Raw genomic sequence first — 25433 nt, forward strand, 5'->3', positions numbered from 1 at the left:
CGAATGACCACGCCCGCGCTGCAGATCGCGATCACGACCGGCGAACCCGCGGGGGTCGGCCCGGAACTGACCGTGCAGGCGCTGCGTGACGCCGCGCAGCGCTGGCCCGACGCGCATTTCACCGTGCTCGGCGATGCAGCGCTGCTCGACGCGCGGGCGGCGGCGGTCGGCGCCGACCCGGCCGCGTGGGCCGGCGGCACGCAGGTGTCGGTCGCGCATCATGCGCTGGCGGTGCCGGCGCAGGCGGGCAAGCTGGACGCGGCGAACGGCCGTTACGTGCTCGGGCTGCTCGATGCGGCGATCGACGGCGCGCTGGCGGGCCGGTACGACGCGATCGTCACCGCGCCGCTGCAGAAGAGCACGATCAACGACGCGGGCGTGCCGTTCACCGGCCATACCGAATACCTGGCCGAACGCACGCATACGCCGCGCGTCGTGATGATGCTGGCGGGCATCGGCGACCGGCCGTTGCGCGTCGCGCTCGCGACCACGCACCTGCCGCTGAAGGACGTATCGGCCGCGCTGACGATCGACGGGCTCGTCGAGACGCTCGCGATCGTCGATCGCGATCTGCGGCGCGACTTCGGTCTCGCCGCGCCGCGCATCCTCGTGACGGGCCTGAACCCGCATGCGGGCGAGAACGGCTATCTCGGCCGCGAGGAGATCGACGTGATCTCGCCGGCGCTGGCCCGCGCGAACGCGCAACGCATCGACGCGCGCGGCCCGTATCCGGCCGACACGCTGTTCCAGCCGCGCCATCTGGCCGATGCCGACTGCGTGCTCGCGATGTTCCATGATCAGGGCCTGCCCGTGCTGAAGTACGCGACGTTCGGCGAGGGCATCAACGTGACGCTCGGGCTGCCGATCATCCGCACGTCGGTCGATCACGGCACCGCGCTCGATCTGGCCGGCACGGGCCGCGCGGATCCGGGCAGCATGATCGCCGCGCTCGATACGGCCGTCACGATGGCGTGCCATCGTCGCGCAGCCTGACGCTGCGGCTTACCCCATTCGTCGTATTTTTCGTTTTACTCAGTCGATGTCGAACAGCAGACAGCACCAAGGCCATTTCGCGCGCAAGCGCTTCGGGCAGAACTTCCTCGTCGATCACGGCGTGATCGACTCGATCGTCGCGACGATCGGCCCCGCGCGCGGCCAGCGGATGGTCGAGATCGGCCCCGGGCTCGGCGCGCTGACCGAGCCGCTGATCGAGCGCCTCGCGACGCCCGAGTCGCCGCTGCATGCGGTGGAGCTCGATCGCGACCTGATCGGGCGCCTGCAGCAACGCTTCGGCGCGCTGCTGGAGCTGCACGCGGGCGACGCGCTCGCGTTCGACTTCCGTTCGCTCGCGGCGCCCGGCGACAAGCCATCGCTGCGGATCGTCGGCAACCTGCCGTACAACATTTCCAGCCCGCTGCTGTTTCACCTGATGACGTTCGCCGATGCGGTCATCGACCAGCATTTCATGCTGCAGAACGAAGTCGTGGAGCGGATGGTCGCGGAGCCGGGCACGAAGGCGTTCTCGCGGCTGTCGGTGATGCTGCAGTACCGCTACGTGATGGAAAAGATGCTCGACGTGCCGCCGGAATCGTTCCAGCCGCCGCCGAAGGTCGATTCGGCGATCGTCCGGATGATCCCGTACGAGCCGCACGAACTGCCGGACGTCGATCCGGTGCTGCTCGGCGAAATCGTCACGGCCGCGTTCTCGCAGCGCCGCAAGATGCTGCGCAATACGCTCGGCGATTATCGCGAGACGATCGATTTCGATGCGCTCGGCTTCGATCTCGCGCGCCGTGCGGAGGACGTGAGCGTGGCCGAATACGTCGGCGTCGCGCAGGCGCTCGCGGCGCGGCGCCAGGCCGGATGACGCGCGTGGCGCAAGCCCCGCCGGCCGTATCGAAGAGGCTGCCCGACCGGCAGCTTTTTTGTTGCCCGCGCGTCCTGCGCCGGTCGTCACGACCGCCGGCGCGGCGGCGCGTTGACGAGCGCGATGCCGGTCAGCACGAGCGCGGCCGCGGACAGGAAGCGCCAGCCGACCGTTTCGCCGAGCAGCAGCACGCCGAACGCGACGCCGAACAGCGGCGACAGGAACGTGAAGACCGACAGCCGGGACGCGCTGTAGCGCGTCAGCAGCCAGAACCACGACAGGTAGCTGACGAACGCGACGATCACCGACTGGTACGCGAGGCTCGCGATCGCGAGCGGCGTGACCTGCGCGAACGACATCTGCCCGAGCAGCGCGGCGAGCGCGACCAGGACGACCGCCGATACCGCGAGCTGGTAGAACAGCGTTTTGCTTGCGCTCGCCCGCGCGAGCGTCGTCGAACGCACGACGACCGTCGTCGCGGCCCACATCGCGCCGCCGAGGATCCCGAGCGCGTCGCCGGCGAGCCCGGCCAGCACGGACGCGCCGGGCGCGCGCGGCTTCAGGAAGCCGTCGGCGAACGCGAGCGCGATGCCGGCGAATGCGAGGCCGACGCCGGCCCATTGCGTGCGCTGCAGCCGCTCGCCCGGGGCGAACAGGTGCAGGCCGAGCGCGGTGAAGCACGGCGCCGTGTACAGGAAGATCGCCATGTGCGACGCGCTCGTCAGCGTCAATCCGAAGAACACGCAAACGAATTCGCCGGCGAACAGTGCGCCGGCCGCGAGCCCCGCGCCGAACGTGCCGTCCGCCCGAAACAGCGGCGTGCCGCGCGTGCGCGCCCAGCCCCATAGCAGCAGCGCGGCGATCACCGAGCGCAGCCCGGCCTGGAACATCGGCGCGATCGCGGCGTTCGTGCTCTTGATCGCGACTTGCTGGAAACCCCAGATCGCGCACAGCAGCAGCATCAGGCCGACGGCGCGCGTATCGAGTGCGCGGCGCACGGGGGCGGCGGCGAGCGCGGTCATCGGCGCACCTCGCGGAGGCGGTACGGTAGCGGCGCGCTCGGGTGGGCGGCGCGCCCGGCGCGCTCGAATCGGCGGTTTCGCACGGCAGTGGGGCGTACGGAAGAGTAGGTGGTCGCGGTCGGGGCAGGATGCATGCCCGATTTTGGTGCGAAGTGGAAGGATGTTACCCGATCGGCGCGGTGGCCGGTGAGCCGGATCGTACCGTTTTTCGCCGCGGCGCTCGTGCTCGCGAGCGGGCAACCGATGCACCGCGTCGGCCGCGCCCCGGCCAGGTGCATCGGGCCAGGCGCTCGCGGCTAGGTGTCCCCGACCGGACGCCCCCGACTAGGCGCCCCCGACTAGGCGTCCCCGACTAGGCGTCCCCGACTAGGCGTCCCCGGCGAAATTCACCCGACTCCGGTAGAATTTCCGGCTCTGGAAAGTCCCCACAGGAGTACAACACATGCGTTTGCTGCATACGATGCTGCGAGTCGGCGATCTCGACCGCTCGATCAAGTTCTACACCGAATTGCTCGGCATGAAGCTGCTGCGTCGCGAGGATTATCCGGAAGGCAAGTTCACGCTCGCGTTCGTCGGCTACGAAGACGAGAGCACGGGCACCGTGATCGAGCTGACCCACAACTGGGAGACGCCGTCCTACGATCTCGGCAACGGCTTCGGCCATCTGGCGGTGGCGGTCGACGATGCGTACGCGGCCTGCGAGAAGATCAAGGCGCAAGGCGGCAAGGTCACGCGCGAGGCGGGCCCGATGAAGCACGGCACGACCGTGATCGCGTTCGTCGAGGATCCGGACGGCTACAAGATCGAGTTCATCCAGAAGAAGTAAGCGCGCGATGAGCGGCGCTGCGGCATGCGATGCCTGCCGCAGCAGCGAAACAGGGCGGTGCGGGGTAACCCGCACCGCCCTGTTTCGTTGGCGGCGAAGCCGTGCGCGTCAAAGCGACGGCAGCAGCTCGGGCGGGTGATGCTTGAGCGTGTGCCGGGCTTCGCGGAACTCGGGGAAGATCGATTCGACGGTCTGCCAGAAGGCCGGGCTGTGGTTCATCTCGCGCAGGTGCGACAGTTCGTGCGCGACGACGTAGTCGATGATCGACATCGGAAAATGGATCAGCCGCCAGTTCAGGCGGATCTTGCCGTCGCTCGAGCAACTGCCCCACCGCGTCGCGGCCGACGACAGCGCGTACATCGAATACGTGACGCCGAGCCTTTCCGCGTAGACCGCGAGGCGCTCGCCGAAGATGCGTTTCGCTTCGCCTTGCAGCCAGCCCTGCACGCGATCCTTGATCTGCTGCATGTCGGCCTGCACGGGCAGTGGCAGCGACAGCCGCAGCGCATCGGCATCGAAGCCGACGGCGCCCGCGCCGAGCGCGATCGTCACCGTCTTGCCGAGATACGGCAGTTGCGCACCGTCGCGCCAGTCGATCTGCGGCAGCGCGCGCTGCTCGGCGCGTGTCTTCCACTCCGCGAGCTTCGCGAAGATCCAGCGTTGTTTCTCGGCGATCGCCGCTTCGATGTCGGCGAGCGTGACCCAGCGCGGCGCGGTGATCGACAGCCCGCTACCGTCGATCGTGAAGCCGATCGTGCGGCGCGCCGAGCGCTTCAGCCGGTATTCGAGCACGCGACTGTCGAGCGCGAACGTGCGTACGCGCGAGCGATCGCGCACCGGGCCCGGATCGAGCGGCGCGGCGGGCGCGGCTTCGGGCGGCGCCGGCGGCGCGGCAGGCGCCGACGGGGCGGCGGCCGGCCCGTCGAAGAGCGGCAGATCCATCTGGCGATGATCGAGGGCCACGACGGCAGGCCGTGGCCGCGGACGCTGTTTCATCAGTTCGCTTCTTTTTGTCGTACGCAACGGCTGCAATCCGGGGCTTCAGGCGCGTGCGGCATCGCGGGTGCCGGCGTTGCCCGCCGGACGATACGCATCGGGATCAATGCGGCGCATTTCCGCTTCGATCCATGCTTCGACCTGCGAGTTCAATGCATCGGGCGTCTTGCCTTCTACCGGAATCGGCTTGCCGATCGACACGGTGACGACGCCCGGGAATTTCGTAAACGAATTGCGCGGCCACACATGGCCTGCATTGTGCGCGATCGGCACGACCGGCGTGCCGGTTTCGATCGCGAAACGCGCGCCGCCCGTCTTGTACTTGCCCTGCTTGCCGACCGGCGTGCGCGTGCCTTCGGGGAACATGATCATCCATGCGCCTTCCGACAGGCGCTTCTTGCCCTGGCGGATCACCGACGCGAACGCGTTCTTGCCTTCCTTGCGGTTGATGTTGACCATGTGCAGCAGCCCGAGCGCCCAGCCGAAGAACGGCACGTACAGCAGCTCGCGCTTGAACACGTAGCAGAGCGGCTTGGGCATCAGCGCCGGAAACGCGAGCGTCTCCCACGCGGACTGGTGCTTCGACAGCAGCACGGCCGGGCCGTCGGGCAGGTTCTCCATCCCTTCGATCCGGTAGCGGATGCCGTTCAGCCAGCGCACGACCCACAGCGTCGACTTGCACCAGCCGGCCGCCATCCAGTAGCGCGCGTCGGGGCGCATGAACGGAAACGCGATGAAGCACGCGGTGGCGTACGGCACCGTGTACAGGATGAAGTAGATCAGCAGCAGCAGGGAGCGGACGAAGCGCATCGGCGTGAGTCTGGCGTTGGGGAGGATGCGCGCGGCAGCCGCATCACTCGTGTTCGTGTGAAAGAAAATCGAGCGCGAAGGCGCGCAGGTCGTCGTGGACTTTCGTGCCGTCCGGCAGATTGCCGGCGGCGAGCGTCTTCTTGCCCTTGCCGGTCAGCACGAGGTGCGGCTGGAAGCCGACCGCGACGCCGGCCTGCAGGTCGCGCAGCGAATCGCCGACGACCGGCGTGTTGGCGGGATCGATCTCGAAGCGCTCGGCGATCATCTGCATCATGCCGGGTTTCGGCTTGCGGCAGTCGCAGCGATCCTCGGCCGTGTGCGGGCAGAAGAACACCGCGTCGATGCGCGCGCCGACCGCGGCCGCCGCGCGATGCATTTTCAGGTGCATCTCGTTGAGCGCGGCCATGTCGAACAGCCCTCGACCGATGCCGGACTGGTTGGTCGCGACGACCACGCGGTAGCCCGCGTGGTTGAGCCGCGCAATCGCCTCGAAGCTGCCGGGCAGCGCGATCCATTCGTCGGGCGTCTTGATGAACGCGTCCGAATCGACGTTGATCACGCCGTCCCGGTCGAGGACGACGAGCTTTCGGTTGGGGCTGATCGGCATCGTGCGGCCCTTATGCGGCGAGCTTCGAGATGTCGGCGACGCAGTTCATCTGCTGGTGCAGCGCGGACAGCAGCGCGAGACGGTTCGCGCGCAGTGCCGGATCTTCCGCGTTGACCATCACGTCGTTGAAGAACGTGTCGACCGGCGCGCGCAGCGCGGCGAGCGCCGACAGCGCGCCCGTGTACGCACGCGCCTCGAGCTGCGACTGCACGCGCGGCGTGACGGCCGCGAGCTGTTCGTGCAGCGCCTTCTCGGCGGCCTCGACGAGCAGCGTCGACTGCACCGCGCCGTTCGCGACGCCTTCCGACTTCTTCAGGATGTTCGAGATCCGCTTGTTCGCGGCCGCGAGCGCTTCGGCTTCCGCGAGGCGCGTGAATTCGCGCACCGCGTCGAGGCGCGCGACGAGATCGTCGATGCGCGTCGGGTTCAGGCTCAGCACCGCGTCGATTTCGCCGGCCGAATAGCCGCGCTCGCGCAGCAGGCCGCGCAGGCGATCCATGAAGAACGCGAAGATCGCGTCGGTCGATTCGGCGACGCCCGGCACGTCGTCAAAGCGTGCGTGGGCCGTGCGCAGCAGCGCCACGAGATCGAGCGGCAGCTGCTTTTCGAGCAGCAGGCGCAGCACGCCGAGCGCGTGGCGGCGCAGCGCGAACGGATCCTTCTCGCCGGTCGGCGCGAGGCCGATGCCCCAGATGCCGACGATCGTCTCGAGCTTGTCGGCGAGCGCGACGGCGGTCGACACGGGCGTGGTCGGCAGCGCATCGCCGGAGAAGCGCGGCTGGTAGTGCTCGGCGCAGGCGAGCGCGACGTCGTCGGCTTCGCCGTCGTGGCGCGCGTAGTACGTGCCCATCGTGCCCTGCAGTTCGGGGAACTCGCCGACCATGTCGGTCAGCAGGTCGGCCTTCGCGAGACGGGCGGCGCGCTTCGCGTGCGCGGTGTCGGCGCCGATCGCCGGGGCGATCTCGCCGGCCAGCGCCTCGAGGCGCTCGACGCGTGCGAGCGCCGAACCGAGCTTGTTGTGATAGACGACGTTCGCGAGCTGCGGCACGCGCTCGGCGAGCGGCTTCTTCTTGTCCTGCTCGAAGAAGAACTTCGCATCGGCGAGGCGCGGGCGCACGACGCGCTCGTTGCCTTCGATGATCTCGCCCGGCGTCTTCGTCTCGATGTTCGACACGATCAGGAAGCGCGAGCGCAGCTTGCCGCTAACGTCGGTCAGCGCGAAATACTTCTGGTTCGTCTGCATCGTGAGGATCAGGCATTCCTGCGGCACCTGCAGGAATTCGTCCTCGAAACGGCACGGGTAGACCACCGGCCATTCGACCAGCGACGTCACTTCGTCGAGCAGCGATTCGGGCATCACGACCGTGTCGCCGTTCGCATGTTCGTTCAGCTGCGTGCGGATCGTTTCGCGGCGATCGGCGAAGTGCGCGATCACGCGGCCCTTGTCGCGCAGCGTGTCGGCGTACGCGCGCGCATGCTGGATCGCGACGAGACCGTCGGACAGGAAGCGGTGGCCGAGCGTGGTGTCGCCGGCGTCGACGCCGAACGCGGTGACGGGCACGACGCGGTCGTCGTGCAGCACCGTCAGGCGATGCACCGGGCGCACGAACTTCACGTCCGAGCCGTCCGGGCGCTGGTACGTCATGAATTTCGGGATCGGCAGCTTCGCGAGCGCTTCGTCGAGCGCGGCCTGCAGGCCGTCGGCGAGCGTGACGCCGGCCGCCGAATAGTTGATGAAGAACGCTTCGGCCTTGCCGTCCTGCGCGCGCTCGAGATCGGCGATCGACAGGTTCGGGTGGCCGAGCGCCGCGAGCTTCTTCGCGAGCGGGGCCGTCGGCTTGCCTTCGGCGTCGAGCGCGACCGACACGGGCAGGACCTTTTCGCGGACCTGCCGGTCGGGCGCGACGGCGCGCACGTTCTGCACGACGACCGCGAGGCGGCGCGGCGTGGCGTAGCGTTCGAACACGAGTTCGCCTTCGACGAGGTCGCGCGCCGCGAGGCGTTGCGCGAGACCTTCGGCGAATGCGTCGCCGAGGCGCGCGAGGGCCTTCGGCGGCAGCTCTTCGGTCAGCAGTTCGACGAGCAGGGGGGCGGGATGATTATGCGTCATGGTTGGAATGAATCTCGTCTCGTCAGTCCTGATCGATCTTGCGTTCGACCTTGAGCGGCGGCGCCCATGCCGGCTGCGCGGCGTCCTGGGCGTCGGTGGTGAGGCCCGGCACGCCCGGCGGGTTGCCGAGCATCGGGAAGCCGAGCTTCTCGCGCGAGTCGTAGTAAGCCTGCGCGACGAGACGCGACAGCGCGCGGATGCGGCCGATGTACGCCGCCCGCTCGGTGACCGAGATCGCGCCGCGCGCGTCGAGCAGGTTGAACGTGTGGCCGGCCTTCAGCACGAGCTCGTACGCGGGCAGCGCGAGCTGCGCGTCGATCATCTTCTTCGCTTCGGCTTCGTAGCTGTTGAAGAACGTGAACAGCAGGTCGACGTTCGCGTGCTCGAAGTTGTAGGTCGACTGCTCGACCTCGTTCTGGTGGTACACGTCGCCGTACGACAGGCGGCGCAGCTCGGGGCCGTTCGGGCCTTGCTCCTCCCACTCGGTCCACACGAGGTCGTACACGTTCTCGACCTTCTGCAGGTACATCGCGAGGCGCTCGAGGCCGTACGTGATCTCGCCCAGCACCGGCTTGCATTCGAGGCCGCCGACTTCCTGGAAATACGTGAACTGCGTGACTTCCATCCCGTTCAGCCACACTTCCCAGCCGAGCCCCCACGCGCCGAGCGTCGGGTTCTCCCAGTCGTCCTCGACGAAGCGCACGTCGTTCTGCTTCAGGTCGAAGCCGAGCGCTTCGAGCGAGCCGAGGTACAGGTCGAGGATGTTTTCGGGCGCCGGCTTGAGCACGACCTGGTACTGGTAGTAGTGCTGCAGGCGGTTCGGGTTTTCGCCGTAGCGGCCGTCCTTCGGGCGGCGCGACGGCTGCACGTACGCGGCGCGCCACGGCTCGGGGCCGACCGCGCGCAGGAACGTGTGGACGTGCGACGTGCCCGCGCCGACTTCCATGTCGATGGGCTGGAGCAGGGCGCAACCCTGCTTGTCCCAGTAGGACTGCAGCGTCAGGATGATTTGCTGAAACGTAAGCATGAAGAGCCTTCGTGGCGCTGGCGCTCCGTTGCGGACGGCGCTCCGGGCGGGCCCGGAGGGTCGGCTCGCGCGGCGGCGCGGCTTGTTAGTGTGCTGAAACGCGTAATTTTACCGGATCGGCGACCGGATGCGGCCGGAAGGCGGATGCGGGCACTGTCGGGCCGTTTCCGGCGGCCTGCGCGTCCACGGCCCGCATGCGCCGCGCGGCCGCGTGCGGACCTTTGCGACGGGCGTGCCGCCGCGCGTCGCGCGGGGGGTAAGATGCGCGTATTGCGGCGCGCGCCATGCGTGCCGCGTCACCGCTTGCCGACGCTCACTGCATGGACGAACCGACCGACATCCTGATTCCGCTGCTTCCGCCGTTCCTCGCGCTGCTCGAGCGCGCCGCCGACGCGCAGGCGCGCGGCGAGCGCCCCGCGCACGATCTGTGGCTCGCCGCCGCCGCCCATCTGCACGCGGTCGATGCGGCGGCGATCGCGCAGCTCACGGCCGCGCTCGCCGCGCGGCAGCGCATGGACGATGCGGTTGCGCTTGCCGAATGCGCGGCGCGTGCGCAGCCGGGCGCGCACGCGTACTTCAACCACGGCTACGCGCTGCAGATGGCCGGCCGTCACGCGGACGCCGTCGCGCCGTACCGCGCGGCGCTCGCGCTCGATGCCGGCCTGCCGTCGCTGCGCAACAACCTCGCGATCGCGCTGCGGCTGTCGGGCGGCGACCGCGCGGACGAGATCGCGCTGCTCGACGCGGCCGTGAAGCACGATCCGCAGGACGTGCAGGCGTGGACCAACCTCGTCGTCGCGCGGATCGCGACGCACGATCTGGACGGTGCGCTCGCGTGCGCCGCGCGGCTCGCCGAGCTCGCGCCCGACAACGCGCTCGCGATGAACAACGTCGCGATGGCGATGAAGGAGGCGCAGCGCTGGGACGATGCCGAGCGCCATGCGGCGCGGGCGTGCGAGCTGGCGCCCGACGATGCGTCGTTCCGCTTCAACCTCGCGATCATCCAGCTGGTGCGCGGCAACCACGCGGCGGGCTGGCGCGGCCACGAGGCGCGCTGGGACGGCGCGGGCGAGTTGCGCGGCCGCCGGCCGGCGTTGCCGGGCCCGCGCTGGCAGGGCGAGCCGCTCGCCGGCAAGACGCTGCTGGTGTGGGGCGAGCAGGGGCTCGGCGACGTGCTGCAGTTCTGCCGCTTCGTCGCGCCGCTCGCCGAACGCGTGCATCGCGAGGGCGGTCGGCTCGCGTGGAATACGTTCCCGGCGCTCGGCACGCTGATGCAGCGCAGCCTCGGCGCGCACGCGGACACGTTCAGCGCGGGCGGCGGCGTCGACGCGCTGCCGGCATTCGATTACGAAGTGCCGCTGATCGGCCTGCCACTGATGCTCGGCATGGAGGCAGCGACGCTCGCCGAGTCGGTGCCGTACCTGCGCGCCGAGCCGGGCGCATGCGACGCATGGCGTGCGCGGCTCGCGGGCGACGGCCGGCCGAAGGTCGGGCTCGTGTGGACGGGCAGCGCGGGCCATCAGCGCAATCCGTTCCGGCGCGTCGGGCTCGAGCGCTATGCCGACGCGTTTCGCGACATCGACGGCGTCGCGTTCTATTCGCTGCAGCCGGGCGCGGACGCGGATGTCGCCGCCGCGCGCGCGACGGGTTTCGCGATCGAAGACTACACGGCAGAACTGAAGAGCTTCGACGATACGGCGGCGTTCATCGGCGCGCTGGATCTCGTGATCACCGTGTGCACGTCGGTCGCGCACCTGGCCGGCGCGCTCGGCGCGCGGACCTGGGTGCTGCTCGACGTGAATCCGCACTGGCCGTGGCTGCTCGATCGCCGGGACAGCCCGTGGTATCCGACCGCGACGTTGTACCGGCAACCGACGTTCGGCGCGTGGGCGCCGGTGATGGAGGAAGTGAGCCGCGACCTTCGGCGCGTCGCCGCGCAATGGGAACCATCGGATCGATCGGACCAATCGGACCAGTCGGCCCGGCGGGCCTGACCCGACGGCCCGCTCGCGCTCACGGGCCGCCGCGCTCGACGGCGGCCCATTGCGTCATTGCGCTTCGTCGTCGCCGTGGCGTCGGCCGTTGCGCCGGCGCAGCCCCGGCCCGAACGTGAAGCCGAACGCGAGCAGCACGAACGACACCGCGAGCACGATGTTGTTGCCGCTCGTCACGTACGGCGTGAAGCCGCTCGTGCCTTCGATCCGCACGTCGAGCGAGCCGATCGTGAACGGCTTCAACTGACCGAGCACGCGGCCGTGCGCGTCGATCGCGGCCGTCATCCCCGTATTGGTCGAGCGCAGCATCGGCCGGCCCGTTTCGAGCGAGCGCATCCGCGCGATCTGCAGATGCTGGTCGAGCGCGATCGTGTCGCCGAACCACGCGAGATTCGTCACGTTGACGAGCACGCCGGGCGGCTGCGGATTGTCGCGGATCGTCGCGGCGATTTCCTCGCCGAACAAATCCTCGTAGCAGATGTCGGCCATCACCGGCTGGTTGTGCACGAGGAACGGCTTCTGCACGGGTGCGCCGCGCGCGAAGTCGCCGAGCGGCATCTTCATCAGATTGACGAACCACCGGAAGCCCCACGGAATGAATTCGCCGAAGGGCACGAGGTGATGCTTGTCGTAGTGATAGATGTCGCGCGAGTTCGGCGTCACGCCGTACAGGCTGTTCGTGTAATCGACGTAGCGGCCGTCCTCGGTCACCGACGCGCCGACCGCGCCGAACAGCACCGCCGAACCGGTCGTGTCGCTGAACTTGCGGATCGCGACGGCGAACGGTTCGGGCAGTTCCTGGATCATCACCGCGATCGCGGTCTCGGGCGTGACGATCAGGTCGGCCGGCTTCTCGACGATCATCTGCTGGTACATCTTGATCGCCGCGTCGATGCCTTCCTGCTCGAACTTGATGTCCTGCTTCACGTTGCCTTGCAGCAGCCGCACGGTGAGCGGCGCGTTCGCGGGTACGGTCCACGTGACCTGCGACAGCGCGAGGCCGGCCGCGACGAGCGCGACGGCGATGCCGGCCGGCGCGGCGATGCGCACGCGCGCGTTGCCGTTCGATGCGCCGTCGCCGCCGACGCGCAGCGGCGACGGGCGCGCGGCGGCGAGCGCCTGCACGACCAGGGCGGCGAACAGCGCGAGCACCCACGCGATCCCGTACACGCCGACCACCGGCGCAAAGCCCGCGAACGGGCCGTCGACCTGCGGGTAGCCGCTGCCGAGCCACGGAAAGCCGGTGAACACGGTGCCGCGCAGCCATTCGCCGAGCGCCCACGCGCTCGCGAACGCGAATGCGCCGTGCCAGGTCGGCGAGAACGGCCGCGGGTCGGGCTCGCGGCGCTGCCACGCATGGCCCGCGCAGAACGACCACAGCCCGGCCGAGAACGCCGGGTACAGCGACAGGTACAGCGAGAACAGCACGAGTGCGCCGCCCGCGAGCGGCGCGGCCATCTCGCCGTACACGTGCATGCTGATGTAGAGCCACCAGACGCCGCTGATGAAGTTGCCGAAGCCGAACGCGCCGCCGGTGAGCGCGGCGCCGCGCCAGCTCGACGTGCGCGTCAGTTGCGCGAAAAACCAGACGAATACGACGAGCTGCAGCCAGCCGCCGTGCGGCGTGGGTGCAAAGCTGAGCGTATTGGCCGCACCGGCGAGCAGCGCGGCCGGATAGTGCCAGCGCGGCAGCGCGCGGCCGGGCGCCGGCGCGAGAAGGCCGCCAGCCGGGCGGGACGGGATCGGATCGTCCATGTGAAGCGGAAGAGGGCGAGCGGTTGAAGGAAGCGCGGCTGGCGCGGGGCGGTCAGTCTTCGTGCGAGGTTTCGGCGCGACGGCTGGCGAGCGGGTTGCGGCGCACCAGCAGCACATGAACCTGGCGCGCATCGCCGCGCTGGATTTCGAACACGAGGTTGCCGAGCTGCAGCTTCTCGCCGCGGTGCGGCACGCGTCCGAAATGATGGGTGATCAGCCCGCCGATCGTGTCGACTTCGTCGTCGGAGAAATCGGTGCCGAACACCTCGTTGAACTGCTCGATCTCGGTGAGCGCGCGCACGCGGTAGCGGCCGTCCGGCCCCGAGATGATGTTGCCGGCTTCCTCGTCGAAGTCGTACTCGTCCTCGATGTCGCCGACGATCTGTTCGAGCACGTCCTCGATCGTGATCAGGCCCGCGACGCCGCCGTATTCGTCGACGACGATCGCCAGGTGATTGCGGTTCACGCGGAAGTCGTGCAGCAGCACGTTCAGGCGCTTCGATTCCGGAATGAACACGGCCGGGCGCAGCATCCCGCGCACGTCGAACTCTTCCTCGGCGTAGAAGCGCAGCAGATCCTTCGCGAGCAGCACGCCGATCACGTTGTCGCGGTTCTCCTCGTACACGGGATAGCGCGAGTGCGCCTTTTCGAGGACGAACGGGATGAAATCCTCGGGCTTGTCGGCGATGTTGATCGCGTCCATTTGCGCGCGCGGCACCATGATGTCGCGCGCGCACAGATCGGATACCTGGAACACGCCTTCGATCATCGACAGCGAATCGGCGTCGATCAGGTTGCGTTCGTGGGCGTCCTGGAGGATTTCCAGCAACTCGCCGCGGGATTCGGGCTCGGGCGAGATGAAGTCGGTCAGGCGCTCGAGCAGCGAGCGCTTTTCTTGCGGTTTGTCGGTTGGCTTACGACTGGGATACGAATCGTTCATGGTGGTGCGCCCGGGTCATGCCGGGGCGCGCGGTCACGGAGTAGGCAAGGATACACCAAGGGCACGACGCGGCCGTGTCACCCGGCCGCACGGCCAGGACGGGCGGCTCGCGCTGCCCCGCTCGCGGACGGTCGCGCCGGCCGCGCCGGGCGCGGCGGCGTCCTCGGGCTCATCCTATCGCAGAAAGAGCCGGCGGGGCGCGGCGGCCAAAAAACGGCGGCGGGAAGGGCGACGCGGCCCGACGCTGGAAACGGCCGTGACGGCGGCATTCCGCCGCAGACGGGCGCCGCCGGCGCGCGGTTCAGAACCGCATGCCGGCCGAGCAGCCGCCGGCGGCCGCGCCGTTGGTCGCGGCGCCGCCGCAACCGAGTATTCCGCAGCCGGACAGCGCGACGCTCGCGGCGACGAGCAGCGCGGCGATCCTGCAACGTGACCGGCGTGACGGTTTCATCGGCAGTGTCCTCGTGCGAAAGCGTGGGCGGCGCGGTGTCGCATGCACGCGGCAGCCCGGATGTCGGGTCGAATCATCGGCATCGCGCCAGCAACCCTTCCAGCGCGCGGTCGGGGATGCCGCTCGCGCGCAGCGCGTCGACCGTGCGGCTCACGTAGTCGAGCGTCGTGCCGTAGCGGCCGGCCGCGCAGCCGAACACTTCCTTCACGACGGAGTCGGTCAGCTTGCCCGTATAGGTCGGTGCGTCGCGGCGCATCACGAACGCGAGCGCGGTCACGCGTTCGCCGGTCTCGAGCGAGCACGGCAGCCACGCGGGCCGGTACGAGCCCATCGGCATCTCGCGCTTCCACAATGTCTCGAGGTGCGGCTGCGCGGTCGGCCCAGAGAGCCGGAATGCGATGCCCGCGCACGAGCCGCCGCGATCGAGCGCGAGCACGAGGCCCGGCCGTTCGGGGGTGCCGCGGTTCACGCGCGACCACAGGTAGAGCCCGCGGTGATAGCCGTGCACCTTGCCGCGCACGGCGGCGACGGTCGGCAGCCCGGGGTTCCAGATCAGCGAGCCATAGCCGAACAGCCAGAGATCCTGCCGGCCGTCCCAGTCGCGCATCGTATGCGCGAGCGACGCCGCGAGCTCGTCTTCCGTCAGCAGACGGCCTTCGCCGATCGACGGCGGGTAGGCGGGCGGCAGCATCGCGGCGTGACGCATCGGGCGGAACGCTTACTGGTACGGGTTCGGGAAACCCAGTTTCGCGAGGATGTCGACTTCGAGCGCTTCCATTTCGGCCGCGTCCTCGTCGCTCGTCTCGTGATCGTAGCCCTGCGCGTGCAGCGCGCCGTGCACCAGCAGGTGCGCGTAATGGGCCATGAGCGGCTTGCCCTGGTCGTGCGCTTCCTTCTCGACCACCGGGCAGCACAGCACGAGATCGCCGATCACGGTGCCGTCGGGCGCCGGGTCGTACGCGAAGGTCAGCACGTTGGTCGGGTAGTCCTTGTGGCGGTAGCCGGCGTTCAGCGTACGGCCTTCGTTTTCGCCGACGAAGCGCACGGTGAACTGCGCGCTCGCGAACAGCGCCGGCTCGATCCATTCGGCGATCAGCTTGCGCTTGGGCAGCGTCTTGCGCAGCTCGCTCGTGATCTCGTCGCCGTACTGCACGGACAGGTCGAATTCCAGCGCGCGCGGCTCGTCTTCGGGGTCGTCCTCGCGCGGAGCGAATTCGGCGCCGACGTGCAGCGTCACGCTGTCGTAGTGCTCGGGCTGCAGCGCGAGCTTCGCGCGCATCGCCGGATCGTTGTGCTGCGCGACGATCGCGACCGCCGCGTCGCCGGAGCTGCCCGACAGGTCGAACATCAGACTGCGGCCGTCCGGGAAGTCGATCCGCAGCCCTTGTGCGTTGACGGTCCGGGCCTTGCCCTTCGCGTCGAACAGCGAAAGGCGGGGGGAGTCGGACGCGGCGGACGAGGTGCGGCCGGATTTGCGGGAACGAGAGGATTTCATGACGCGTGCGGCGATTGGGACGCGTTGAGGATACACCAAACGGCCGATCGCGCCCGAATTCGCCCGGGCGAAAAAAAGCCCGGCGCGCCGTCTGGCGGGCCGGGCCGGCAGGCCGGGGCAGCGCGCCGCCGCTCAGCCGTCCTGGTGCTGCGCGTGGAATTCGTCGTACGCCTCGACGATGCGCGCGACGAGCGGATGGCGCACCACGTCCGCGCTCGTGAAGCGCGTGAGCGCGATGCCGCGCACGCCGCCGAGTACCTGCTGCGCCTCGACGAGGCCGCTCTTGTGGCCGCGCGGCAGGTCGACCTGGCTCGTGTCGCCGGTCACGACCGCCTTCGAGCCGAAGCCGATCCGCGTGAGGAACATCTTCATCTGCTCGGGCGTCGTGTTCTGCGCCTCGTCGAGGATGATGAACGCGTGGTTCAGCGTGCGGCCGCGCATGTACGCGAGCGGTGCGATCTCGATCATCTGGCGCTCGAACATCTTGGCCGTCTTGTCGAAGCCGAGCAGGTCGTACAGCGCGTCGTACAGCGGCCGCAGGTACGGGTCGACCTTCTGCGCGAGATCGCCCGGCAGGAAGCCGAGCCGCTCGCCGGCCTCGACGGCCGGGCGCGTCAGCACGATCCGCTTGACCTGGTCGCGCTCGAGCGCGTCGACCGCGCACGCGACCGCGAGATAGGTCTTGCCGGTGCCGGCCGGCCCGATGCCGAACGTCACGTCGTGCGACAGGATCTGCTTCAGGTATTCGCGCTGGGCGGGCGTGCGGCCGCGCAGGTCGGCGCGCCGCGTGTAGAGCTTCGGCGCCGGTTCTTCGTCCGGCTCGTCCGCGTCGATCTGCACGACGGGTTCGTCGAACGGATGGTCGGGGTCGCCGCGAAAGCGCACGTCGAGCGGTTCCTGGCGGCCGTTGCCGGCCGTGTGGCGCACTTCGACCAGCGCGAGCTGGATGTCGTCGACCGACAGCGGATCGCGCGCGCGGTTGTAGAAGTTTTCGAGCGCGGCGAGCGCGAGCTTGGCGCCGCGCCCGCGGATCGTGATCCGGTGGCCGCGCCGCGCGAGCGTGACGTCGAGCGCCTGTTCGATCTGCCGCAGGTTTTCGTCGAGCGGGCCGCAGAGGTTGGCGAGGCGCGCGTTGTCGTCGCGCGGGGCCGTGAATTCCAGTGCTTGGACGGTCTTCAAAGTAGCGTCGGGCTCCTGTCGGGCGTCGGTCGGTCAGTGGGTGGCCGCGCTCGCGTCGTCGCTGACGAGCACGAGCTCGCCGCGCAGCGAGTGCGGGTACGCATGGTTGATCTTCACGTCGATCATCTGACCGATCAGGCGCGGGTGCGACGCGAGCGGCGCCGGGAAATTCACGACCCGGTTGTTCTCGGTGCGGCCCGCGAGTTCGTTCGGGTCCTTGCGCGACGGGCCCTCGACGAGGATCCGCTCGACCTTCCCGACCATCGACCGGCTGATGCGCGCGACGTTCTCCTCGATCGTCGCCTGCAGATGTTGCAGGCGTTTGAGCTTCACCTCGCGCGGCGTGTCGTCGGCGAGGTTCGCGGCCGGCGTGCCCGGGCGCGGGCTGTAGATGAACGAGAAGCTGGTGTCGTAGCTCATCTCGTGCACGAGCGCCATCATCTTGTCGAAATCTTCCTCGGTCTCGCCGGGGAAGCCGACGATCATGTCGGTCGACAGCGACAAATCGGGGCGGATCGCGCGCAGCTTGCGGATCACCGACTTGTATTCGAGCACCGTGTAGCCACGCTTCATCGCCATCAGGATGCGGTCGGAGCCGTGCTGGACCGGCAGGTGCAGGTGGCTCACGAGCTTCGGCACCTTCGCGTAGGTGTCGATCAGGCGCTGCGTGAATTCCTTCGGGTGCGACGTCGTGTAGCGGATCCGCTCGATGCCGGGGATGTCGGCGACGTATTCGATCAGCGTCGCGAAATCGGCGATGTCCGACGAGCCGGCCGTCAGCGCGCCGCCGAATTTTCCACGATAAGCGTTCACGTTCTGGCCGAGCAGCGTGACTTCGCGCACGCCCTGGTCGGCGAGGCCGGCGATTTCGGTCAGCACGTCGTCGAGCGGGCGCGACACTTCATCGCCGCGCGTGTACGGCACCACGCAGTAGCTGCAGTACTTCGAGCAGCCTTCCATGATCGACACGAACGCGCTCGGCCCCTCGACGCGCGCGGGCGGCAGGTGGTCGAACTTCTCGATTTCGGGGAACGTGATGTCGACCTGCGCGCGGCCGCTCGCGCGGCGCGCGTCGATCATCTGCGGCAGGCGGTGCAGGGTTTGCGGGCCGAACACGAGGTCGACGTACGGCGCGCGCGACACGATCGACGCGCCTTCCTGGCTCGCGACGCAGCCGCCGACGCCGATCAGCAGGCCCGGCTTCGCTTCCTTCAGCTCGCGCACGCGGCCGAGATCGGAGAACACCTTCTCCTGCGCCTTCTCGCGCACCGAGCACGTGTTGAACAGGATGATGTCCGCGTCTTCCGGCGTGTCGGTCTTTTCGAGGCCTTCGGCCGCGTTGAGCACGTCCACCATCTTGTCCGAGTCGTACTCGTTCATCTGGCAGCCGAAGGTCTTTACGTAAACTTTCTTAGTCATGGGGATTCGCCGTTCGCAGTGGTTGACCTGGGGGCGTCGTCAAGAGTGAGTCGGGACGGCCGTGCGCGGCACGCGAACCGCGCGCTGCGAGCAGGAAAGGCCGTCGGGAAAGCCTTCCATTATAGCTTTTCACGCCGCGACGGACGGCCGCCCGGTTGCGGGCGCGCGACGCCGGCTCGGGGGTTCCGACCCCTACATAGCGACGGGACGGCCGTCAGCGGCACGCGTTCAGCAAGTCGTCGAGCGCCGCTTCCTCGCGCGCGAAGCGTTCGGCGAGAAAATCGAGCAGCACGCGCACGCGCGGCGCCATGTAGCGCTTGCTGTGATAGATCGCGTGCAGCGGCGCATCCTGGTGCCGCCAGTCGGGCAGCAGCACGCGCAGCCGGCCCGCGCGGACGTCGTCGGCGATGTCCCACAGCGACTTCAGCGCAATGCCGTGGCCGCGCAGCGTCCATTCGCGCGTGAGGCCGCCGTCGTTGGTCTCGAACGCGGTCGACACGGGCACCGTGTGGATCTGCACTTCGTCGCCGCGCGTGAAGTGCCAGGTGTTCATCGGACCGGACGCGATCGTGATCACGTTGCACGGAAAGCGGGCCAGATCGTGCGGATCGGCCGGCACGCCATGACGTTCGACGAACGACGGCGCCGCGCACAGCACGCGCCGGTTGGTCGCGAGCCGGCGGGCGATCAGCGCGCCGTCGGGCGGGGCGGCGAAGCGGATCGCGAGGTCGATCTCGTCCTGCCACAGGTTCGACGACGAATCGGACGCCGTCAGCGAGAACGTGACGCCCGGATGCAGCGTCGTGAATTCGTGAAGCCAGTCGAGCAGCTGGTGGCGGCCGAAATCGGACGTCGACGACAGCCGCACCTTGCCGCTCACGACGTTGCGGCCTTCCTGCAGCATCGCGTCCGCGTCGTCGAGCGCCTGCAGCGCCTGGCGGCAGCAGTTCAGGTACAGCTTGCCTTCGTCGGTGAGCCGCAATTGCCGCGTCGAGCGTTCGAACAGCCGCGTCGCGATCTTCGCCTCCAGCTTCGCGAGCCGCGCGCTCGCGGCAGCCGGCGTGAGGTTCAGCTTGCGCCCGGCGGCGGACAGGCTGCCCAGTTCCGCCGCCTCGACGAACAGCCGGATGTCGCCCAGTCGGTCCATGCGATTTTCCAGAGATATTTGAAAATGGTTCAAATGCCACGCCAATTATCAAATATAGGCGTCTTCGGGACAATGCGCGCACATCCCGCTTTCTTGTGCGGTGCGGCACCGAACCGGCGCCGCGGCCGCCGCCTTCCGGAGAACGTCATGCCCCTTCCGTTACTGGCGCTCGCGATCAGCGCCTTCGCCATCGGCACCACCGAATTCATCATCATGGGCCTCCTGCCCGACGTCGCGCACGACCTGGCCGTGTCGCTGCCGTCTGCCGGCCTGCTCGTCACCGGCTACGCGCTCGGCGTCGCGGTCGGCGCGCCGCTGCTCGCGGTGCTGACGAGCCGCATGCCGCGCAAGGCCGCGCTGCAGGTGCTGATGGCGATCTTCATCGTCGGCAACGTGCTGTGCGCGACCGCGTCCGGCTACGCGATGCTGATGGTCGCGCGCGTCGTCACGTCGTTCGCGCACGGCTCGTTCTTCGGCATCGGCGCGGTGGTCGCCGCGTCGCTCGTGCCGGCCGACAAGCGCGCGAGCGCGATCGCGCTGATGTTCACCGGGCTCACGCTGTCGAACGTGCTCGGCGTGCCGTTCGGCACGTTCGTCGGCCAGTTGCTCGGCTGGCGCGCGTCGTTCTGGATCGTCGCCGCGCTCGGCGTGCTCGCGCTCGGCGGCGTGGCCGCGCTCGTGCCGAACCGCCACGACAGCGGGCCGGTCGGCCTCGGCCACGAAGTGCGCGTGCTGAAGGAGCCGCAGGTATGGCTCGCGCTGCTGATGACCGTGCTCGGCTTCGGCGGCGTGTTCGTCGTGTTCACCTACATCGCGCCGATTCTCGAGACCGTGTCGGGCTATTCGCCGCGCGCGGTCGCGCTGATCCTCGTGCTGTTCGGCGCGGGGCTGACGATCGGCAATACGATCGGCGGCAAGCTCGCCGACCGCGCGCTGATGCCGTCGCTGATCGCGATCCTCGTCGCGCTGATGGCCGTGATGGCCGTGTTCGCGAAGACGAGCCACCTGCCGGTCGCGGCCGCCGTCACCGTATTCGTCTGGGGGATCGCCGCGTTCGCGACGGTGCCGCCGCTGCAGGCGCGCGTGGTCGAGAAGGCCGCGAGCGCGCCGCATCTCGCGTCGACGCTGAACATCGGCGCGTTCAACGTCGGCAATGCGGGCGGTGCATGGCTCGGCGGCCTCGCGCTGGAACACGGCTTCGCGCTCGATGCGCTGCCGTGGGTCGCGGTCGCGGTGACGTTCGCGGCGCTCGTCGTCACGTGGCTCGCGATGCGGCTCGATGCGCGCGGCCCGGCGCGCGGCGCGGCGCAGGCGGCGCAGTGAGCGGCGCCGCGGCGCCTTGCGCGGCGACGCCATGGCGGCAGGAAAAGGTTCGCGAGAAACGCATTCCTCCGCGATGCTGATAACGGTGTGAAGATAACTTCGTTTGCCCGTGCAAGGGCGGGTGATAGCGTCTCGATACGCGCCACGACCGGCGCAACCCGATTCCGGCTTACCCCCTATGCAGGGCCGCGCGGCGGCCCGGAGGCCATGCTATGTCTTCATCCCTGGCGCTCGTGCGCGACGTGTCTTCCTTCGAGTCCGGCAATGCCGCCGACCTGCGCGCGTCCGCGTCGCTCGACGCGCTCGAGCAGGTCGTCGGCGTGAACCTGGCGCGCTTGCGCGCCGAGCGGCAACTGTCGCTCGATGCGCTCGCGCGGCTGTCCGGCGTGTCGCGCGCGATGCTCGCGCAGATCGAATCGGCGCGCAGCGTGCCGTCGATCAAGGTGCTCTGCAAGATCGCGGCGGCGCTGAAGGTGTCGGTCGCCGCGTTCCTGCGGCGCCATGCGGTGAACGGTTTCGAGCATCTGGCGGCCGAGCGCGCGTCGCGCGTGGTCAGCTCGAACGGCCGCTTCTCGGCACGTGCGCTGTACCCGGAAGGCGAGCCGGCCGCGGCCGAATTCCACGAGCTGCGGATCGCGCCGCTGCATACGGAGCCCGGCACGCGCCGCGCACCCGGCACGACGGTCAACCTCGTCGTCAGCGAAGGCACGCTCGAGGTCAGCGTGCACGACCGCCGCCAGTTGCTCGCGACCGGCGATGCGATCGTGTTCGATGCCGACCAGCCGTACAGCCTGCGCAACCCGGGCGACAGCGAAGCGCGTGCGTTCCGCGTGACGGTGAGCCCCGAGGTGCCGCCGCGCTGGCTCGTGCCGGACGCGGCGCACGCCGCCGCCAACTGATCGCGCGCCGCGCGGCGCGACTGCGTTTCCCGCCGTCGCGGCGTCGCGGGTGGGTCCGCCGGCCGTTCGGACGAGGCCGTTAGACGGAGTCGTCAGTAAGGTTTTACCGGTCGTTCGCTGCGCGTCGCGCGCGGCTGTTGTATGCTTGGCCCGCCGATGACGGGGCGTTCCCGTCCGGCAATCAGTGCGTCTTCAGGGCGGGGCGAAATTCCCCACCGGCGGTAGGCCGGCGTAAGCCGGCGAGCCCGCGAGCGCCCGCGCATCCGCGCGGGGTCAGCAGATCTGGTCGAATGCCAGAGCCGACGGTCACAGTCCGGATGAGAGAAGATGTGCAGATAGTCATGTCCGTCAGGGCCGCTTCGCGCTGCATGCGAAGCGGGTTGTCGTTCTGTCTGTTTGCAATGCCCTGAAACGTTTTTCGCCCAAATCGTATTTGCGAGGAGCGTTTCACATGTCCTTGATGTCCGTTTCGTCGGCGCCTGCCGACGCCTTTGCCGATCTCCCGTTGCTGGATTCCGAACCGGTGCCGCCGCGCATCGCCGCTGCGCTCGACGCGATGCGCGCCGGCCGCGCGGTCGTGCTGCAGGACGACCACGACCGCGAGAACGAAGCCGACCTGATCGTCGCCGCCGAGCGCATCACGCCCGAGACGATGGCGCTGCTGATTCGCGAGTGCAGCGGCATCGTGTGCCTGTGCCTGACCGACGACACGGTGCGCGCGCTCGAGCTGCCGCCGATGGTGCAGACCAACGAAAGCCGCAACGGCACCGCGTTCACCGTGTCGATCGAGGCGCGCGAAGGCGTGCATACCGGCGTGTCGGCGGCCGATCGCGTGACGACGATCCGCGCGGCGATCGCCGACGATGCGAAGCCGTACGACATCGTGCGCCCCGGCCACGTGTTTCCGTTGCGTGCGCAACCGGGCGGCGTGCTGGCGCGCCGCGGTCACACCGAAGGCACGGTCGACCTGTCGATTCTCGCGGGACTGAAACCGGCCGGCGTGCTGTGCGAGCTGATGAATCCGGACGGCACGATGACGCGCGGCGACGACGTCGAGCGCTTCGCGCAACGGCACGGGCTGCCGATGCTGACGATCGCGGAACTCGTCGAGTTCCGCGAGGCGCTGGCGGCGGCGCGCGAACGCTGCTGCGAGCCGGCGTGACGACGCCGCACCGCGCACGCGACCCTGCGGAAATGGACGTTCTCCGATGTCCGGCATGAGGGCGACCTCCTAGACTACCGGACTCCGAAGCATGCCGGCCGTCGATTGTCCGGCCTGCTTCGGGCCTGGATCCGCCCGGCGCCCTATCCGGGCGGGGCGGTCAGTCAATCAACGGAGGAAATACCAGATGCGTGAAATCAATGCGGTCGAATGCGGTCACGTGAGCGGCGGTTTCGATTGGTCGAACGGGAAGCCGATGCCGATGCCGAGCCTGCCCGCTTGCAAGCCCGGCACGCTCCTGAACCTGCTTGCCAACTGGCTGGGGGGCTGGCGCGAGAATGCCCGTCCGACGCCGATGCCGTTCGTGACCGAATGGGACGGGGTGCCGGAGCACTGGCTGCGTCCGTTCGGCCAATAGCCATCGGCACAGCACGCGGAATGCGCTGCCGCGTTCCGCCCATCGCCTTTACATTACGGCGCGGTCGCCATTCCCGCGGCTGCGCCGCCCGTCACCACGGCACGTCGCCGAATTCGCCGCGCATGCCGGCTTCGACGAGCGCCGGCAGTTCGTCCATCCTGCGCATGATCCGCGTGATGCCCATCGCGCGCAGCGCGTCCGCGTAGTTGTCGGGGATGTGGCTCGCGCCGACGAACGCGATCGTCTTCATCCCGGCCGCCCGCGCGGCATTCAACCCCGAAATGCTGTCCTCGACGACGATGCAGCGCGCCGGCGCGACGCCGAGCGTGTGCGCCGCATGCAGGTAGACGTCGGGGTAGGGCTTCGGCCGCGCGACCTGTTCGGAGCTGAACACGCGCTCGCCGAAGATCTCGGTGAGCGATGCGCGCTTCAGCGAGCTGCGCACGCGCACGAGCCGGCTGTTCGACACGACGGCGGCCGGCAGCGCGACCTTCAGCAGCGCGTCACGCACGCCGCTGATCGGCGCGAGCGATTGCGCGAGCGCGACTTCGATGTTGTGCTCGACGGTCTCGATGAAGTTGGCGGGCATCTCGATCCCGAAGCGGGATTCGATGCCGGCGAGGAAGCGCGACGTCTGCTGGCCGAATGCCGACTTCGCGGCGGCTTCGAAATCGAGGTTCGGGAACGTGGCGGATAGCGTGTCGAGCAGCACGCGGTCGGCGATGACTTCGCTGTCGACGAGCACGCCGTCGCAGTCGCAGATGAGGTGATCGAGCATGGTGATGAAAACGCGGGAGATCGGCGACGCCGATCGATTCGCCATCATACGTGCTTTCGCGCGCAGGCCGCGCGACGTAGCGGCAAATTTGCCCGATGCGGCCGTGCCGGTGCGGCACGCCGTGCCGGTCGTGCCGCCGATCGCGTGGCGGCGGCCCGCTTGCCCGGATCGCCGCCGTCGTGTGCCGCGTCACAGCTCGATCGCGTGCCCCGTTTTCCACGACGTCGTCGCGGCTTCGGCCAGTTCGAGCGCGGCGAGCCCGTCGTCGATCGTCGTCCGGACCGGTGTGCCGTCGCGCAGCGCGTCGACGAAATGCGCGATCTCGGCCGCGTATGCGTGCCGGTAGCGTTCGAGGAAGAACGGCTCCGGCACGTCCGTCGCGATGCCGCCCGCGAGCCATGCGCTGACCTCGGTCGGCCGCACGTTGCCGGCCTGCAGCATCCCGTGGCTGCCGAGCAGCTCGAAGCGCTGGTCGTAGCCGTAGGCCGCGCGCCGCGACGTGTTGATCTGGCACAGCAAGCCGCGCCGCGTGCGGATCGTCACGGCGGTCGAATCGATGTCGCCGGCGTCGCGCACGGCCGGATCGGTCAGGCAACTGCCCGTCGCGTGCAGCATCTGCGCTTCGTCGCCGAGGAGCCAGCGGAACACGTCGAAGTCGTGGATCAGCATGTCCTTGAAAATGCCGCCCGAACTGCGGATGTAGTCGGCCGGCGGCGCGCCCGGATCGCGGCTCGTGACGACCAGCATTTCCGGCGCGCCGATTTCGCCGCGCTCGACGCGCGCCTTCAGTGCCGCGAAGGTCGGATCGAAGCGGCGCTGGAAGCCGATCATGCAGGTCACGCCGGTGCGCCGCACGACGTCCGCGCACGCACGCGCGCGTTCGACGGCGAGGTCGACCGGCTTCTCGCAGAACACCGCCTTGCCCGCGTTCGCGGCCGCGACGATCAGGTCCGCGTGCGTGTCGGTGCTCGACGCGATCACGACGGCCCGCACCGACGCATCGCCGAGCGCGCGCTCGATGTCGGCGGCTCGAGCGCCATGCGTGCGGGCGAGGGCTTCCGCCGACGGCGCATGCCGGTCGATCACGTACTTCAGTGTCGCGCCCGGATGGCGCGCGAGGTTCGCCGCGTGGATCTTGCCGATTCTGCCCGCGCCGAACAAAGCGAATTCGATCATTTCGTGCTCCTTGGGATGATGCTTTTTCACGA

24 protein-coding genes and 1 riboswitch are annotated in these 25433 nt (G+C 69.1%); of the genes, 8 read left to right on the forward strand and 16 right to left on the reverse strand.

The features are described from left to right. The first annotated feature begins 3 nt into the window (after positions 1-3). Together pdxA and rsmA are read left to right on the forward strand one after the other, a co-directional pair. Positions 4-993 carry a 4-hydroxythreonine-4-phosphate dehydrogenase PdxA gene (gene pdxA / locus WS95_RS06235; protein WP_059822882.1) on the forward strand — a complete coding sequence of 330 codons (990 nt, stop codon included), beginning with the start codon at positions 4-6 and terminating at the stop codon, positions 991-993. 46 nt (positions 994-1039) lie between these two features. Further along, positions 1040-1867, forward strand: coding sequence for a 16S rRNA (adenine(1518)-N(6)/adenine(1519)-N(6))-dimethyltransferase RsmA (rsmA, locus tag WS95_RS06240; protein WP_034208347.1), 828 nt, complete (start codon positions 1040-1042; stop codon positions 1865-1867). Positions 1868-1953: 86 nt separating this feature from the next. Here rsmA and WS95_RS06245 read toward each other — a convergent pair whose 3' ends face one another. After that, a complete protein-coding gene (locus WS95_RS06245) occupies positions 1954-2889 on the reverse strand; it encodes a DMT family transporter (protein WP_034208346.1) in 936 nt (311 codons plus the stop codon). A 442-nt stretch (positions 2890-3331) separates the two neighbouring features. Here WS95_RS06245 and gloA point away from each other — a divergent pair, with 442 nt between their 5' ends. Next, positions 3332-3715 (forward strand): lactoylglutathione lyase, encoded by a 384-nt coding sequence (gloA, locus tag WS95_RS06250; RefSeq protein WP_006477863.1) that lies wholly within the window; start codon positions 3332-3334, stop codon positions 3713-3715. A gap of 108 nt (positions 3716-3823) precedes the next feature. Here the strand turns inward: gloA and WS95_RS06255 are convergent, their stop codons facing one another. Genes WS95_RS06255 through glyQ form a run of 5 tightly spaced genes read right to left on the reverse strand, consistent with a single transcriptional unit; the run spans position 3824 to position 9265 of the window. Beyond that, entirely contained in the window at positions 3824-4711 is an 888-nt protein-coding gene (locus WS95_RS06255; RefSeq protein WP_059822883.1) for a M48 family metallopeptidase, read from the reverse strand. 45 nt (positions 4712-4756) lie between these two features. Next, positions 4757-5521 (reverse strand): lysophospholipid acyltransferase family protein, encoded by a 765-nt coding sequence (locus tag WS95_RS06260; RefSeq protein WP_034208344.1) that lies wholly within the window; start codon positions 5519-5521, stop codon positions 4757-4759. 43 nt (positions 5522-5564) lie between these two features. Next, positions 5565-6128 (reverse strand): D-glycero-beta-D-manno-heptose 1,7-bisphosphate 7-phosphatase, encoded by a 564-nt coding sequence (gene gmhB / locus WS95_RS06265; RefSeq protein WP_034208343.1) that lies wholly within the window; start codon positions 6126-6128, stop codon positions 5565-5567. Positions 6129-6138: 10 nt separating this feature from the next. Then, positions 6139-8238: a glycine--tRNA ligase subunit beta gene (gene glyS, locus WS95_RS06270; RefSeq protein WP_059822885.1), complete on the reverse strand. Its 2100-nt coding sequence runs from the start codon at positions 8236-8238 to the stop codon at positions 6139-6141. A gap of 22 nt (positions 8239-8260) precedes the next feature. Next, entirely contained in the window at positions 8261-9265 is a 1005-nt protein-coding gene (gene glyQ, locus WS95_RS06275) for a glycine--tRNA ligase subunit alpha (protein ID WP_006477868.1), read from the reverse strand. Between the two features lie 320 nt (positions 9266-9585). Here glyQ and WS95_RS06280 point away from each other — a divergent pair, with 320 nt between their 5' ends. Beyond that, positions 9586-11259 carry a hypothetical protein gene (locus WS95_RS06280; protein ID WP_059822887.1) on the forward strand — a complete coding sequence of 558 codons (1674 nt, stop codon included), beginning with the start codon at positions 9586-9588 and terminating at the stop codon, positions 11257-11259. A 54-nt stretch (positions 11260-11313) separates the two neighbouring features. On the opposite strand, the gene lnt is transcribed toward WS95_RS06280, so the two are convergent. The 8 genes from lnt to WS95_RS06315 all read right to left on the reverse strand — a co-directional run bounded on the left by lnt (position 11314) and on the right by WS95_RS06315 (position 19645). Continuing rightward, complete coding sequence (gene lnt / locus WS95_RS06285; RefSeq protein WP_059822888.1) at positions 11314-13014, reverse strand: apolipoprotein N-acyltransferase; 1701 nt, start codon at positions 13012-13014, stop codon at positions 11314-11316. A gap of 52 nt (positions 13015-13066) precedes the next feature. Then, positions 13067-13954, reverse strand: a complete 888-nt coding sequence (locus tag WS95_RS06290) for an HlyC/CorC family transporter (RefSeq protein WP_034208339.1) — start codon at positions 13952-13954, stop codon at positions 13067-13069. Positions 13955-14255: 301 nt separating this feature from the next. Next, positions 14256-14405 (reverse strand): hypothetical protein, encoded by a 150-nt coding sequence (locus WS95_RS35300; protein ID WP_164728356.1) that lies wholly within the window; start codon positions 14403-14405, stop codon positions 14256-14258. Between the two features lie 73 nt (positions 14406-14478). Continuing rightward, positions 14479-15111, reverse strand: a complete 633-nt coding sequence (locus WS95_RS06295) for a gamma-glutamylcyclotransferase (RefSeq protein WP_059780529.1) — start codon at positions 15109-15111, stop codon at positions 14479-14481. Positions 15112-15123: 12 nt separating this feature from the next. After that, entirely contained in the window at positions 15124-15900 is a 777-nt protein-coding gene (ybeY, locus tag WS95_RS06300; RefSeq protein WP_059822890.1) for an rRNA maturation RNase YbeY, read from the reverse strand. Positions 15901-16032: 132 nt separating this feature from the next. Further along, positions 16033-17079 (reverse strand): PhoH family protein, encoded by a 1047-nt coding sequence (locus tag WS95_RS06305; RefSeq protein WP_034208336.1) that lies wholly within the window; start codon positions 17077-17079, stop codon positions 16033-16035. 33 nt (positions 17080-17112) lie between these two features. Further along, entirely contained in the window at positions 17113-18498 is a 1386-nt protein-coding gene (gene miaB / locus WS95_RS06310; RefSeq protein ID WP_034208335.1) for a tRNA (N6-isopentenyl adenosine(37)-C2)-methylthiotransferase MiaB, read from the reverse strand. Positions 18499-18712: 214 nt separating this feature from the next. Further along, positions 18713-19645 (reverse strand): LysR family transcriptional regulator, encoded by a 933-nt coding sequence (locus WS95_RS06315; protein WP_059504496.1) that lies wholly within the window; start codon positions 19643-19645, stop codon positions 18713-18715. A 147-nt stretch (positions 19646-19792) separates the two neighbouring features. Here WS95_RS06315 and WS95_RS06320 point away from each other — a divergent pair, with 147 nt between their 5' ends. The 4 genes from WS95_RS06320 (at position 19793) to WS95_RS06335 (ending at position 23447) form a co-directional block, all read left to right on the forward strand. Beyond that, positions 19793-20968, forward strand: coding sequence for an MFS transporter (locus WS95_RS06320; protein WP_059822928.1), 1176 nt, complete (start codon positions 19793-19795; stop codon positions 20966-20968). A gap of 212 nt (positions 20969-21180) precedes the next feature. Continuing rightward, a complete protein-coding gene (locus WS95_RS06325; protein ID WP_034208332.1) occupies positions 21181-21867 on the forward strand; it encodes a helix-turn-helix domain-containing protein in 687 nt (228 codons plus the stop codon). Positions 21868-22051: 184 nt separating this feature from the next. Next, positions 22052-22200: riboswitch (FMN riboswitch) on the forward strand. Positions 22201-22318: 118 nt separating this feature from the next. Beyond that, positions 22319-23029, forward strand: a complete 711-nt coding sequence (ribB, locus tag WS95_RS06330; RefSeq protein WP_034208331.1) for a 3,4-dihydroxy-2-butanone-4-phosphate synthase — start codon at positions 22319-22321, stop codon at positions 23027-23029. Between the two features lie 187 nt (positions 23030-23216). Continuing rightward, positions 23217-23447 carry a hypothetical protein gene (locus WS95_RS06335; protein ID WP_059780532.1) on the forward strand — a complete coding sequence of 77 codons (231 nt, stop codon included), beginning with the start codon at positions 23217-23219 and terminating at the stop codon, positions 23445-23447. A gap of 91 nt (positions 23448-23538) precedes the next feature. On the opposite strand, the gene WS95_RS06340 is transcribed toward WS95_RS06335, so the two are convergent. After that, positions 23539-24225, reverse strand: a complete 687-nt coding sequence (locus tag WS95_RS06340) for an HAD family hydrolase (RefSeq protein WP_059822930.1) — start codon at positions 24223-24225, stop codon at positions 23539-23541. 189 nt (positions 24226-24414) lie between these two features. Next, the gene (gene iolG, locus WS95_RS06345; protein ID WP_059822892.1) at positions 24415-25401 is read right to left on the reverse strand and encodes an inositol 2-dehydrogenase; all 987 of its coding nucleotides are present in this window, start codon (positions 25399-25401) and stop codon (positions 24415-24417) included. Between the last annotated feature and the right edge of the window lie 32 nt (positions 25402-25433).

Source organism: Burkholderia sp. MSMB1826 (assembly GCF_001526325.1).
Taxonomy (GTDB): Bacteria; Pseudomonadota; Gammaproteobacteria; order Burkholderiales; family Burkholderiaceae; genus Burkholderia.

Coding starts and splice junctions, on each gene's coding strand:
- pdxA (WP_059822882.1), top strand. CDS start 4: ATGACCACGCCCGCGCTGCAGATCGCGATCACGACCGGCGAACCCGCG.
- WS95_RS06295 (WP_059780529.1), bottom strand. CDS start 15,111: ATGCGTCACGCCGCGATGCTGCCGCCCGCCTACCCGCCGTCGATCGGC.
- WS95_RS06340 (WP_059822930.1), bottom strand. CDS start 24,225: ATGCTCGATCACCTCATCTGCGACTGCGACGGCGTGCTCGTCGACAGC.
- WS95_RS06325 (WP_034208332.1), top strand. CDS start 21,181: ATGTCTTCATCCCTGGCGCTCGTGCGCGACGTGTCTTCCTTCGAGTCC.
- gmhB (WP_034208343.1), bottom strand. CDS start 6,128: ATGCCGATCAGCCCCAACCGAAAGCTCGTCGTCCTCGACCGGGACGGC.
- glyS (WP_059822885.1), bottom strand. CDS start 8,238: ATGACGCATAATCATCCCGCCCCCCTGCTCGTCGAACTGCTGACCGAA.
- WS95_RS06255 (WP_059822883.1), bottom strand. CDS start 4,711: ATGAAACAGCGTCCGCGGCCACGGCCTGCCGTCGTGGCCCTCGATCAT.
- ribB (WP_034208331.1), top strand. CDS start 22,319: ATGTCCTTGATGTCCGTTTCGTCGGCGCCTGCCGACGCCTTTGCCGAT.
- WS95_RS06335 (WP_059780532.1), top strand. CDS start 23,217: ATGCGTGAAATCAATGCGGTCGAATGCGGTCACGTGAGCGGCGGTTTC.
- miaB (WP_034208335.1), bottom strand. CDS start 18,498: ATGACTAAGAAAGTTTACGTAAAGACCTTCGGCTGCCAGATGAACGAG.
- WS95_RS35300 (WP_164728356.1), bottom strand. CDS start 14,405: ATGAAACCGTCACGCCGGTCACGTTGCAGGATCGCCGCGCTGCTCGTC.
- WS95_RS06260 (WP_034208344.1), bottom strand. CDS start 5,521: ATGCGCTTCGTCCGCTCCCTGCTGCTGCTGATCTACTTCATCCTGTAC.
- WS95_RS06280 (WP_059822887.1), top strand. CDS start 9,586: ATGGACGAACCGACCGACATCCTGATTCCGCTGCTTCCGCCGTTCCTC.
- WS95_RS06245 (WP_034208346.1), bottom strand. CDS start 2,889: ATGACCGCGCTCGCCGCCGCCCCCGTGCGCCGCGCACTCGATACGCGC.
- WS95_RS06315 (WP_059504496.1), bottom strand. CDS start 19,645: ATGGACCGACTGGGCGACATCCGGCTGTTCGTCGAGGCGGCGGAACTG.
- rsmA (WP_034208347.1), top strand. CDS start 1,040: ATGTCGAACAGCAGACAGCACCAAGGCCATTTCGCGCGCAAGCGCTTC.
- glyQ (WP_006477868.1), bottom strand. CDS start 9,265: ATGCTTACGTTTCAGCAAATCATCCTGACGCTGCAGTCCTACTGGGAC.
- WS95_RS06290 (WP_034208339.1), bottom strand. CDS start 13,954: ATGAACGATTCGTATCCCAGTCGTAAGCCAACCGACAAACCGCAAGAA.
- lnt (WP_059822888.1), bottom strand. CDS start 13,014: ATGGACGATCCGATCCCGTCCCGCCCGGCTGGCGGCCTTCTCGCGCCG.
- WS95_RS06320 (WP_059822928.1), top strand. CDS start 19,793: ATGCCCCTTCCGTTACTGGCGCTCGCGATCAGCGCCTTCGCCATCGGC.
- ybeY (WP_059822890.1), bottom strand. CDS start 15,900: ATGAAATCCTCTCGTTCCCGCAAATCCGGCCGCACCTCGTCCGCCGCG.
- iolG (WP_059822892.1), bottom strand. CDS start 25,401: ATGATCGAATTCGCTTTGTTCGGCGCGGGCAGAATCGGCAAGATCCAC.
- gloA (WP_006477863.1), top strand. CDS start 3,332: ATGCGTTTGCTGCATACGATGCTGCGAGTCGGCGATCTCGACCGCTCG.